Raw genomic sequence first — 12380 nt, 5'->3', positions numbered from 1 at the left:
CCATGCTGCCCTCTGGGGCGGCTATATTCCTTAATTCGCTTAAGTAGCGTGGAGAATTAAAATGCGACATCCTTTAGTGATGGGTAACTGGAAACTGAACGGCAGCCGCCACATGGTAAACGAACTGGTTGCGAACCTGCGTACCGAACTGGCTGGCGTAAGCGGCTGTGCAGTTGCCATCGCCCCGCCGGAAATGTATCTGGACCTGGCTAAACGTGCGGCAGAAGGCAGCCACATTCACCTGGGCGCGCAGAACGTTGACGTGAACCTGTCCGGCGCATTCACCGGTGAAACCTCCGCCGAAATGCTGAAAGATATCGGTGCACAGTACATCATCATCGGCCACTCCGAGCGTCGTACCTACCACAAAGAATCCGACGAGCTGATCGCGAAGAAATTCGCTGTGCTGAAAGAGCAGGGTCTGACCCCGGTACTGTGCATCGGTGAAACCGAAGCCGAAAACGAAGCGGGCAAAACCGAAGAAGTTTGCGCACGTCAGATCGACGCCGTGCTGAAAACGCAGGGCGCTGCCGCTTTCGAAGGCGTGGTTATCGCTTACGAACCGGTATGGGCTATCGGTACCGGCAAATCCGCGACCCCGGCTCAGGCTCAGGCGGTGCACAAATTCATCCGTGACCACATTGCTAAAGCTGACGCGAAAATCGCTGAGCAAGTGATCATCCAGTACGGTGGTTCCGTTAACGCTGGCAACGCAGCAGAGCTGTTCACCCAGCCGGACATCGACGGCGCGCTGGTTGGCGGCGCCTCCCTGAAAGCTGACGCTTTCGCGGTGATCGTTAAAGCAGCAGAAGCAGCGAAAAAAGCGTAATTCGCTTTTCCCGGTGGCGAAACGCGACCGGGGTGACTGACAAAACGTGGGAGCCCGGCTTAGCACAGCGCAAGCCGGGCTTTCTTTTGCCGTTACAGTTTCCCCAACAGCTGATACCACGCGTAGTCCAGCGGCAGTAAAATCAGATAACTCACCGCCGCCAGCGCCAGACACAGTTGCATCCCCGCCCTCGCCGGGACCTTGCCTAACCCCATCGCCACCACGATCGGCGACGCCTGATAGGGCAGCAGCGGCGTGGAATACCCCAGCACCTGAATCATGATCACGCTGAGCAGCGGGAAACCGGTCGCGTCGGCAAAGCTCTGCGCAAAAGTGGTATACAGCGCCGGCACGCCGTTGGCGGTCATAATAAAGTTCAGCGCGCTGGTTATCCCGGTCAGGGCGAGGAAGCTGGTGAACGGATTGTCTTTATCCAGCGGCATCACCTGCAGCAGCGCATTGCCCACCGCACCGCCAATTCCGGTTTGGGTAACGGCGATCGCCAGTCCCAGAATCCCGGCAACATAAATGCAGGTGCGCATATTCACCCCGCTGGCAAACTCCTCACCGTTGATAAAGCCCACCCGCGGCAGCAGCGTGACCACTGCCGCCGCCAGGCCTGTCCACGCCGGGCCGACGCCGTGCCAGCTCTCCGTCACCCATAGCGTGAGGACGACCGCCAGCAGCCACGCCAGACGTTTCTCGTCGCGGCTCATCGGCGGCAGCGGCGCCAGGTCACGCGGTGGATGCGGCTTGCCGGGAAACAGCCAGCAAATCAGCGCCACCAGCACCGCCCCTTTCAGCCAGCCAAGCACCGGCGTATGCAGCAGCAAATAGGGAACATAATTCAGATGGATACCGTACGAGCCTTCCGCCGCGCCGCTCATCACCAGATTTGGCACGTTAGCGGGCAAAATCGTCGCCGAAAGCTGAAAGGTGCCGAACCCCACCGCCAGGGCCAGGCCGAACCAGCCGCGGCTGCCATCGACAATGCCCGCGCGGCGGGCCATCGCCGCCACGATCGGCATCAGCAGCGCGATACGTCCCATGTTGGAAGGCATCACAAACGCCAGCGCGTAGCTCAGCAACACCACGCTGCCGACCATCCGCGGCCAGGAGTCAGTGAGCCGCGCAGACAGCGCCTGCGCCGCCCGGTCCGCCAGCCCGGTTTTACGGATCGCGATACCGAGCACAAAGCCGCTGAACACCAGCCAGAACGCCGAGGAGGCAAAGCCGCCGAAGATCACCTCCGGCGGAGCGATTTTGGCCATCATCGCCGCCGCGAAGAACAGCAGCGCGGTGATAAATTCCGGCAGCAGCGACGTCGCCCAGAGCACAATGGTGACGCCGACAATCAATGAAGGAAGGAACAGCGGGTGGGTAAGCCAGAGCGACATGCCTGTCTCCTGTCGTTTTTTTCAGCAAGAATACGACGACAGGTAAGACAGGTAAACGCCAGAACTAGTGGTTTGCGTTAAGGATGGCGCAACGATGATCCTGAATTTCTTCCGCTGAAGCCCGGTTCAGGGTCAGCAGGTTACGCTCCGTCGCCAGCAGCACCAGCGAGCCGTCGCTCTGCTGCGCCATCGCCAGCGCGAAGCGTCCCATATGTTCACGCGCCTCCGGCACCTCTTCCGCCAGCATCAGGAACGGGCTGCGCTGGGCCAGTTCGGCCTCCGTCACCCGGCGCGCCAGGTATTCATGGCCCTGAAGCCCGCCCGGCAGCGGCAGCCAGCGGCTGCTGACCGCCGCCGCATCCTTATCTAACTGCGCGCGCACATCGGGGCGCAGGCAGGAGATATGAATATGGAAATGGTTTTGCGTGCGTCCGCTGCGCGAGTTAATCGCCAGCGATATCGCGTTATCGGGAACCGGCGCGCCGTGACGCTGACTCATGATTTCTCGTCCCTGCCAGGCCTGCCAGAAGAAGTTCGGCGTCAACGGGTCCAGCAGCAGCGGGCTTTCGGTGCCGTTAATGCGGTAGGTCGGCATCAGCAAATACTGCAGCGGGCCGTTACGGTCTTTAAACAGCACATAGCCGCCCTTGAGGTTCACTTCCGCGCACGGCGACGGGTTTTGCTGCTGTTGCTGATGGGGTACGCACTGCTGCAGGACAATCTTGCGTAATGCGTCCGGGTTGCCGGAGTGCAGCCAGTAGTAGCCGCCCGCCAGCGCCGCGAGGATCGCCACCAGCAGCGCCAGCAAAAAGTATCTTACTCTTCTCATTTTCATTCCCTGTTAAGCCTGAAGCGGAAGAGTAACGTAATTTGATGACTAAATGAAAACAGATGGCGGGTGGGGCGTTATCCCGGGTGGCGGCTGACGCCTTACCCGGGCTACGGACGGTGCAAATAGTAGCCCGGCTAAGCGCAGAGAAAGCCGGGGATTCCCCGGGTCGCGGCGTTCCGCCTTACCCGGGCTACCAGACGAAGCAGAACTGTAGCCCTGCTAAGCGTAGCGCAAGCAGGGACAAGAGGATTAACGCTGGCTAATCTGGTCGAAGGTGCCGCCGTTGGAGAAGTGCTCTTTCTGCGCTTTCGTCCAGCCGCCGAACTCCTGATCGATAGTAAACAGCTTCAGTTTCGGGAACTCGTTAGCATATTTCTTCGCCACATTCGGATCGCGCGGGCGGTAGAAGTTCTTCGCCGCAATCTCCTGGCCTTCCGGCGAGTAGAGATACTTCAGGTACGCTTCCGCCACCTGGCGCGTGCCTTTTTTATCCACCACTTTGTCGACCACAGAGACGGTCGGCTCAGCCAGAATCGACTCACTCGGGGTCACGATTTCAAACTTGTCTTTGCCCAGTTCGTTGGTCGCCAGCAGCGCTTCGTTTTCCCAGGCAATCAGCACATCGCCGATGCCGCGTTCTACGAAGGTATTGGTCGAACCACGCGCGCCGGAGTCCAGCACTTCCACGTTTTTATACAGCGCCTTGACGAATTCCTGGGCTTTGGCCTGGTCGCCGTGATTCTGATGCAGAGCATAGCCCCAGGCTGCCAGATAGTTCCAGCGGGCGCCGCCGGAGCTTTTCGGGTTCGGGGTAATGACCGACACGCCCGGTTTGATCAGGTCGTTCCAGTCATGGATCTGTTTCGGGTTGCCCTTGCGGACGAGGAACACGATGGTTGAGGTATACGGTGCGGAGTTATCCGGCAGGCGTTTCAGCCAGTTTTTATCGATACGGCCGCGTTCAGCAATGGCGTCTACGTCGTAGGCCAGCGCCAGCGTGACCACATCCGCTTCAATACCGTTAATCACTGAGGTCGCCTGTTTGCCAGAACCACCGTGCGACTGGCGGATCACCACGTTGTCGCCGGTCTCCTGCTTCCAGTGCGCGCTAAACGCTTTGTTGTACTGTTCGTACAGCTCGCGCGTTGGATCATAAGAAACGTTTAAAAGCTGAATGTCTTTTGCCAGAACGCTGGCGGATGCCAGCAACAGAGTTAACCCTACGCCCCACTTATTCATCGCACCGCTCTCTTTATGTGTGTTGTGATGGGCTAAGCGTGCCAGAAAGCGATTCAATGATTAAAGAATAAAAAAAGATTGGCTATAACTTGTGGATATAAAGAGGTGAATAAGGATTGCCCCCTCCCGGGCGGGAGAGGGCGCGAAGCGATTAGACTTCTTCCATGCGGCCCAGCAGCGCCTGCAGGCGATCCTGCCAGCCCTGCTGTTGCTCTTTCAGCTGGCTGTTTTCGCGCTCCAGCTCTTCACGACCATGCTGCGCGCTCTGAACTTCCTGAACCAGGGTGTTGTTCTTTTCTTTCAGCTCTTCGATTTCCATCTGCAACAGAGTGATGGTATCAATCGCCTGCTGAACTTTAGATTCTAATTTCTCAAACACTTCTAATGACATCGTCATACCTCTCCTGAACTTGCAAGGCGTTGATAGAAACTCGTGTTTCGTATACGCGGTCCCGCCTTAACGAAAATTAGCGCACATAGCGGTGTTATCGTCGATTGTATGAATCCCCGCCGCCCCTGTCCAGCGGCAAGCCGCGCAGATTGCGGTTTGCAACACTTTTCAGTCTTTACCTGGTGCTTTCAGCGCAGTTCGCTCGTACTTCATGGGTCATTGTTAATTTTATGGTTAACAAAATGCGAGGTGAAACGCTCCGGCACCGGTCTCAATGCGCGCGGATGGCGCGAAAACGCTCATTTTCTTGACGCGGTACACACATTTGAAGTTCGATATTTCTCGTTTTTGCTCGTTAACGATAAATTAACACTATGCCTACATGGCAATATGGTCGTCTGTGACCACCCTACATACAATAATCATCACCACGCTTCAGGATTCGATTATGAGCCAAACATCAACCTTAAAAGGCCAGTGCATCGCAGAGTTCCTCGGTACCGGGTTGTTGATCTTTTTCGGCGTTGGGTGCGTGGCTGCGCTCAAGGTCGCGGGAGCCAGCTTCGGGCAATGGGAAATCAGCATCATCTGGGGTCTGGGCGTCGCCATGGCGATCTACCTGACCGCTGGGGTCTCCGGTGCGCACCTTAACCCTGCGGTAACTATCGCACTGTGGCTGTTCGCCTGCTTCGATGGCCGCAAAGTGGTCCCTTTTATCATTTCGCAATTCGCTGGCGCCTTTTGCGCTGCGGCATTAGTTTACGGGCTTTACTACAATCTTTTCCTCGATTATGAAACTACCCACCATATGGTCCGCGGCAGCGTAGAAAGCCTCGATCTGGCCGGCATCTTCTCCACCTATCCGAACCCGCATATCAATTTTGTGCAGGCCTTCGCGGTAGAGATGGTGATTACCGCTATCCTGATGGGCGTCATCCTGGCGCTGACCGACGATGGCAACGGCGTGCCGCGCGGTCCGCTTGCTCCGCTGCTGATCGGCCTGCTGATTGCGGTGATTGGCGCCTCCATGGGACCGCTGACCGGCTTCGCCATGAACCCGGCGCGTGATATCGGCCCGAAAGCTTTCGCCTGGCTGGCCGGCTGGGGCGACGTCGCCTTCACCGGCGGCAAAGATATTCCTTATTTCCTGGTGCCGCTGTGCGCACCGGTGGTCGGCGCGGCGCTGGGCGCATTCAGCTATCGTAAGCTGATTGGCCGTCACCTGCCTTGCGACACCTGCGTGGATGAAGAGCAACAGAGCCCCTCCTCTTCCACCACTCAACATAAAGCTTCGCTGTAATCTGACTACGGGACACCGACTATGACCGACAAAAAATATATCGTTGCGCTTGACCAGGGCACTACCAGCTCCCGGGCCGTTGTGATGGATCATGATGCCAATATCGTCAGCGTCTCCCAGCGAGAATTTGAACAAATTTATCCTAAGCCAGGCTGGGTCGAACATGACCCGATGGAAATCTGGGCTTCCCAAAGCTCGACGCTGGTCGAAGCGCTGGCCAAAGCGGATATCAACTCCGATCAGATCGCGGCCATCGGCATCACCAACCAACGTGAGACCGTGGTGGTGTGGGAGCGTGAGACCGGTAAACCCATCTACAACGCCATCGTCTGGCAGTGCCGCCGTACCGCGGAGATCTGCGAGCAGCTCAAGCGTGACGGGATGGAAGAGTATATCCGCAAGGCCACAGGCCTGGTGGTGGACCCCTACTTCTCCGGCACCAAGGTAAAATGGATCCTCGACCATGTCGAAGGTTCCCGTGAACGTGCGAAACGCGGCGAGCTGCTGTTCGGCACCGTTGACACCTGGCTTATCTGGAAGATGACCCAGGGCCGCGTGCACGTTACCGACTACACCAACGCCTCACGTACCATGCTATTCAACATCCACGAGCTGGACTGGGACGACAAAATGCTCGACGCGCTGGACATTCCGCGCGCCATGCTGCCGGAAGTGCGCAAGTCTTCCGAAGTGTACGGCCAGACCAACATCGGTGGTAAAGGCGGGACCCGTATCCCTATCGCCGGGATCGCCGGTGACCAGCAGGCGGCCCTGTTCGGCCAGCTATGCGTCAAAGAAGGGATGGCGAAAAACACCTATGGCACCGGCTGCTTTATGCTGATGAACACCGGTGAAAAAGCGGTTACCTCCACCCACGGTCTGCTGACCACCATCGCCTGCGGCCCGCGCGGCGAGGTGAACTACGCGCTGGAAGGGGCGGTGTTTATGGCCGGCGCGTCCATTCAGTGGCTGCGTGACGAGATGAAGCTCATCAGCGATGCCTTCGATTCCGAGTACTTCGCCACCAAAGTGAAGGATACCAACGGCGTATACGTGGTACCCGCGTTCACTGGTCTTGGCGCACCATACTGGGACCCGTATGCCCGCGGCGCGATTTTCGGCCTCACCCGCGGCGTGAACTCCAACCACATTATCCGTGCGACGCTGGAGTCCATCGCCTATCAGACCCGCGATGTGCTGGAGGCGATGCAGGCAGACTCTGGCATTCGTCTGCACGCCCTGCGCGTGGACGGCGGCGCGGTGGCTAACAACTTCCTGATGCAGTTCCAGTCCGATATCCTCGGCACCCGTGTCGAGCGTCCGGAAGTACGCGAAGTGACGGCGCTGGGCGCAGCCTATCTGGCGGGTCTGGCGGTCGGTTTCTGGCAGAATCTGGACGAGCTGCAGGAGAAAGCGGTGATTGAGCGCGAATTCCGCCCGGGGATTGAAACCACTGAGCGTAACTATCGTTACAGCGGCTGGAAGAAAGCGGTGAAACGCGCGTTAGCGTGGGAAGAGCACGACGAAGCGTAATATTGTGGAGGTATTCCCGGCTTGCGGCGTAAACGCCTTAGCCGGGCTACAAAACCCCAAACAGCACGATCTTGTAGCCCGGACAGGTGCGCAGCACCGCCTCCGGGTTTTTTATCAGCCAAATATTGGCAGCAGCAGGTATAGCTTAATCACCAGTGCGTTGACGATGTCGATAAAGAACGCTCCCACCATCGGCACCACCAGGAAGGCCATATGTGACGGGCCAAAGCGGTCGGTAATCGCCTGCATATTAGCAATCGCCGTCGGCGTTGCGCCCAGACCAAACCCGCAGTGGCCCGCCGCCAGCACCGCGGCATCGTAATTCTTGCCCATCATCCGGTAGGTAACGAACACCGCATACAGCGCCATCGCCAGCGCCTGCACCGCCAGGATAATAATCATCGGCAGCGCCAGCGAGGCCAGCTCCCACAGCTTGAGGCTCATCAGCGCCATGGCGAGGAACAGCGACAGGCTGACGTTGCCCAGCACCGATACCGCGCGATCGAACACCCGATACAGCCCCGCCAGCGCCAGGCTGTTGCTGAGGATCACACCGATAAACAGCACGCAGACGAAAGTCGGCAGCTCGAAGACGCTGCCCGCCAGCAGTTGCGCAACCACCTTGCCCACCGTCAGACAGATAGCGATCAGGGCGATACTTTCGATCAGCACCAACGAGGTGATTACCCGCCCCACGTCCGGTTTTTCAAAGGCGGTTGGCGCCACCTGATCGTCCGGAGTGCCGTCCGGAGAGGAAGAGTGCTTCACCAGGTAGCGAGCCACCGGGCCGCCGATCAGGCCGCCCAGCACCAGGCCGAAAGTCGCGCAGGCCATCGCCACTTCGGTGGCGTTGGCAAAACCATAGCGTTCAACGAACAGCTTGCTCCACGCCGCCCCGGTGCCGTGGCCGCCGGATAAGGTAATCGACCCGGCCAGCAGGCCCATCAGCGGATCCAGCCCCAGCAGCGTCGCCATGCCGATACCGAGGGCATTCTGCAACAGCAGCAGGCCAACTACCACGATCAGGAAAGTGCCCAGCACCTTGCCGCCGGCCCGCAGGCTGGCGAGGTTGGCGTTAAGACCGATGGTGGCGAAGAACGCCAGCATCAGCGGGTCTTTCAGACTCATATCGAAATCAATTTCGATATCCATGCTTTTCTTCAGCACCAGCAGCGCCAGCGCTACCAGCAAACCGCCGGCAACAGGTTCAGGAATGGTGTATTTCTTGAGGAAGGGAACGGTTTGCACGAGTTTTCTGCCGAGCAATAGCACAAGCGTTGCGGCAACGAGCGTCGATAAGGTATCGAGGTGAAACATAAAAAGCTCCTTATGGGCGCATGATCCATTCACACGCGACGTAATTCCTGGTGTCTTTAGCTTCTCATCATGAGGAGTCAGAAGGGGATTTTACGCAGAACGGCGGAAAAAATGACAGAAAAAGATATTTTGTATCCTTAATGATGCGATTTAGCATACAAAATGTTAATAACCTCGTTGCGCATATTCACGGCATAAATTTTTATGACCAAATGCTGGCAAACGTTTGCTTTTGGTCTACAGTCCGATAAAATTCCCGCTTTGCCACCTTGGGATTGCTTGTGATGTCCGTTAACACCGCAGAGTCAGAAAATGCGCAACCGGTTGCGCATAAATCAGCTAGCGAATTAATCTACCGCCTCGAAGATCGCCCACCGCTACCGCAAACCCTGTTCGCCGCCTTCCAGCACCTGCTGGCGATGTTTGTCGCGGTGATCACTCCAGCGCTGTTAATCTGCCAGGCTCTCGGTCTCCCGGCGCAAGATACCCAACATATCATCAGCATGTCGCTGTTCGCTTCCGGTGTCGCCTCTATTATTCAGATCAAAGCCTGGGGCCCGGTCGGCTCCGGATTGCTCTCCATCCAGGGCACCAGCTTTAACTTTGTCGCCCCGCTGATCATGGGCGGTACCGCATTGAAAACCGGCGGCGCCGACGTCCCCACCATGATGGCCGCCCTGTTCGGCACCCTGATGCTGGCCAGCTGCACGGAAATGGTGCTCTCCCGCGTCCTGCACCTGGCGCGCCGCATCATTACCCCGCTGGTCTCCGGCGTGGTGGTGATGATTATCGGCCTGTCGCTGATTCAGGTCGGACTGACTTCCATCGGCGGCGGCTACGCGGCGATGGCCGACCACACCTTCGGCGCGCCGAAGAACCTGCTGTTGGCGGGCATCGTGCTGGCGCTGATCATTATTCTCAACCGCCAGCGTAATCCCTATTTGCGCATTGCTTCGCTGGTGATTGCCATGGCGGCGGGCTATCTGGCGGCATGGTTCCTCGATATGCTGCCAGCCAATACCGCCCCGACCAACAGCAGCCTCATCACCGTGCCAACGCCGCTCTACTATGGTCTCGGCATCGACTGGAGCCTGCTGCTGCCGCTGATGCTGGTGTTTATGATCACCTCTCTGGAAACCATCGGCGATATCACCGCCACCTCGGACGTCTCCGAACAGCCGGTTTCCGGTCCGCTGTATATGAAGCGCCTGAAAGGCGGCGTGCTGGCTAACGGCCTGAACTCCTTTGTTTCCGCGGTCTTCAACACTTTCCCGAACTCCTGCTTCGGCCAGAACAACGGCGTGATCCAGCTGACCGGCGTTGCCAGCCGCTACGTCGGTTTCGTGGTCGCCCTGATGCTGATCGTCCTCGGTCTGTTCCCGGCGGTGAGCGGCTTCGTGCAGCACATCCCTGAGCCGGTGCTCGGCGGCGCCACGCTGGTGATGTTCGGCACCATTGCCGCGTCCGGCGTGCGCATCGTCTCCCGTGAGCCGCTGAACCGTCGGGCGATCCTGATTATCGCCCTGTCGCTGGCAGTGGGCCTCGGCGTGTCGCAGCAGCCGTTAATCCTGCAGTTCGCCCCAGACTGGCTGAAAAACCTGCTCTCTTCGGGAATTGCCGCCGGTGGTATCACAGCGATTGTTCTGAATTTAATTTTCCCGCCAGAAAAAGCCTGATCTGACGCGCTCCCGGTCGCGCCATTGGCCGGGACGCTTTCCACGACCTGCCTCATCACGGAAATAAACCACGCCCGCCTTGAGAAGTGCGCCTAAATCGGGCATAACACGGTGATGTGCATCTCACAGAATGGAAGACCATGAAATTTCTTGGAAAGCTGATTCTCTGGCTGCTAGTCGCTCTGCTGCTCGTCATTGTTGGCGCGTGGTTCCTGCTGCAAACCCACTGGGGCGCCCGCCAGGCCAGCGCCTGGCTCAGCAATGGCACCGGCTGGCAGGTCTCCTTCGATGCGATGGAACACGATTTCTCCTCCCCTCTTCATGTGCAGTTGCAAAACGTCACCTTTGGCCGGGAAGGCAAGCCGGCCACCCTGGTGGCAAAAACGGTCGATATTGGCTTCAGCACCCGCCAGTTTAGCGATCCGCTGCATGCGGATGAGATAGTCCTTAACGACGGCACTCTGAATCTGTCACCCCACTCTGCAGACCTGCCGTTCGCTGCCGACCGGCTGATGTTGCGCAACATGGCTTTCAACAGCCCGGAAACCGGCTGGGCGCTCAGCGCGCAGCGCGTCACCGGCGGCGTCAGTCCATGGACGCCGGAAGCGGGCAATGTGCTGGGGAAAACGGCGCAGATCCAGATGAGCGCGGGCTCGATGACGCTCAATGGCGTCGAAGCCAGCAACGTTCTGATTCAGGGCAGGATTGATCAGGGTGAAGTGACCCTCTCCACCCTCGGCGCCGATGTCGCCCGCGGCACCTTAACCGGCAATGCGAAACGCAGCGCCGACGGCAGCTGGCTGGTGGATAACCTCCAGCTCAATGAGATTCGACTGCAGAGCCCCGCCTCGCTGGCCGAGTTTTTCGCGCCGTTAACCACGGTCCCCTCTCTGCAGATTGGCCGCCTGGATATCACCGACGCCCGCCTGCAGGGGCCGGACTGGGCGGTAACCGACCTCGACCTGAGCCTGCGCAACCTGACGCTCAGCCACGGCGGCTGGCAGAGCCAGGACGGCACGCTGTCGATGAACGCCAGCGAATTTATCTACGGCTCGCTGCACTTCTTCGACCCGATTCTGAATGCTGAATTCTCTCCCCAGGGCATTGCGCTGCGCCAGTTCTCCTCGCGCTGGGAGGGCGGCATGGTGCGCACCTCCGGCAACTGGCTGCGCGCTGGTAACGCGCTGGTGCTCGACGACACCGCCTTCGCCGGACTGGAGTACACGCTGCCGGCGAACTGGAAACAGCTGTGGATGGCGCCGATGCCAGCCTGGCTGCAAAGCCTGACGCTGAAAAAATTCAGCGCCAGCCGTAACCTGATCATCGATGTGGATCCTGCCTTCCCGTGGCAAATTACCGCCCTCGATGGCTATGGCGGCGAGCTACAGCTGGTGAAAAACGGCAACTGGGGAGTATGGAACGGCAGCGCGACGCTGAACGCCGCGGCGGCGACTTTTAACCGGATCGACGTGCGCCGCCCGTCACTCAAGCTGAGCGCGACGGCGTCGACGGTCAATATCACTGAGCTTAGCGCCTTCACCGAGCGCGGCATTCTGCAGGCCACCGCCGCGGTATCCCAGCTGCCGCAGCGCCAGGTCAATCTGAGCTTTACCGGCCGCGGCGTGCCGCTGAATATTCTGCAGGCCTGGGGCTGGCCGTCGCTACCGATAAGCGGGGATGGCAATCTCCAGCTGACCGCCAGCGGCAGCGTGCAGGCCGATGCCCCGCTCAAGCCGACGGTCAACGGGCAGCTCAGCGCCGTGAATATGGAGAAACAGCAGGTGGCGCAAATCATGCGCAACGGCGAGGTCAGCCCCGCCCCCGCCGCGCCGCAGTAACCCCCCCCCCTTATCTGGCCCTCTCCCC

Annotated in this window: 10 protein-coding genes; 5 read left to right on the top strand and 5 right to left on the bottom strand. The window is 58.9% G+C overall.

What is annotated here, in order from left to right; all coding sequences use genetic code 11:
* Positions 1-61: 61 nt before the first annotated feature.
* Positions 62-829, top strand: a complete 768-nt coding sequence (gene tpiA / locus HMPREF3096_RS06120; RefSeq protein ID WP_002922909.1) for a triose-phosphate isomerase — start codon at positions 62-64, stop codon at positions 827-829.
* A gap of 92 nt (positions 830-921) precedes the next feature.
* On the opposite strand, the gene HMPREF3096_RS06115 is transcribed toward tpiA, so the two are convergent.
* The 4 genes from HMPREF3096_RS06115 to zapB all read right to left on the bottom strand — a co-directional run bounded on the left by HMPREF3096_RS06115 (position 922) and on the right by zapB (position 4694).
* Positions 922-2226, bottom strand: a complete 1305-nt coding sequence (locus HMPREF3096_RS06115) for an SLC13 family permease (protein ID WP_012540294.1) — start codon at positions 2224-2226, stop codon at positions 922-924.
* A 64-nt stretch (positions 2227-2290) separates the two neighbouring features.
* Positions 2291-3061 (bottom strand): CDP-diacylglycerol diphosphatase, encoded by a 771-nt coding sequence (locus HMPREF3096_RS06110; protein WP_162493227.1) that lies wholly within the window; start codon positions 3059-3061, stop codon positions 2291-2293.
* Between the two features lie 246 nt (positions 3062-3307).
* Positions 3308-4297 (bottom strand): sulfate ABC transporter substrate-binding protein, encoded by a 990-nt coding sequence (locus tag HMPREF3096_RS06105; protein ID WP_002922936.1) that lies wholly within the window; start codon positions 4295-4297, stop codon positions 3308-3310.
* Positions 4298-4448: 151 nt separating this feature from the next.
* Complete coding sequence (zapB, locus tag HMPREF3096_RS06100; RefSeq protein WP_008806812.1) at positions 4449-4694, bottom strand: septal ring assembly protein ZapB; 246 nt, start codon at positions 4692-4694, stop codon at positions 4449-4451.
* 442 nt (positions 4695-5136) lie between these two features.
* On the opposite strand from zapB, the gene HMPREF3096_RS06095 reads away from it, so the two are divergent.
* Positions 5137-5988: an MIP/aquaporin family protein gene (locus HMPREF3096_RS06095; RefSeq protein ID WP_012967047.1), complete on the top strand. Its 852-nt coding sequence runs from the start codon at positions 5137-5139 to the stop codon at positions 5986-5988.
* Positions 5989-6009: 21 nt separating this feature from the next.
* The gene (glpK, locus tag HMPREF3096_RS06090) at positions 6010-7521 is read left to right on the top strand and encodes a glycerol kinase GlpK (RefSeq protein ID WP_008806810.1); all 1512 of its coding nucleotides are present in this window, start codon (positions 6010-6012) and stop codon (positions 7519-7521) included.
* Between the two features lie 114 nt (positions 7522-7635).
* Here the strand turns inward: glpK and gltS are convergent, their stop codons facing one another.
* Positions 7636-8838: a sodium/glutamate symporter gene (gene gltS / locus HMPREF3096_RS06085; protein ID WP_012967046.1), complete on the bottom strand. Its 1203-nt coding sequence runs from the start codon at positions 8836-8838 to the stop codon at positions 7636-7638.
* Between the two features lie 284 nt (positions 8839-9122).
* On the opposite strand from gltS, the gene HMPREF3096_RS06080 reads away from it, so the two are divergent.
* Both HMPREF3096_RS06080 and HMPREF3096_RS06075 read left to right on the top strand, forming a co-directional pair.
* Positions 9123-10514: a nucleobase:cation symporter-2 family protein gene (locus HMPREF3096_RS06080; protein ID WP_008806808.1), complete on the top strand. Its 1392-nt coding sequence runs from the start codon at positions 9123-9125 to the stop codon at positions 10512-10514.
* A 140-nt stretch (positions 10515-10654) separates the two neighbouring features.
* Positions 10655-12352 carry an AsmA family protein gene (locus tag HMPREF3096_RS06075; protein ID WP_032731498.1) on the top strand — a complete coding sequence of 566 codons (1698 nt, stop codon included), beginning with the start codon at positions 10655-10657 and terminating at the stop codon, positions 12350-12352.
* Positions 12353-12380: the final 28 nt, after the last annotated feature.

Origin of the sequence: Klebsiella sp. HMSC25G12 (genome assembly GCF_001807705.1) — a bacterium.
Lineage (GTDB): Bacteria > Pseudomonadota > Gammaproteobacteria > Enterobacterales > Enterobacteriaceae > Klebsiella > Klebsiella variicola.
The sequence above is the reverse complement of the archived record's forward strand: the minus strand, read 5'-3'. Positions and strand labels throughout refer to the sequence as shown.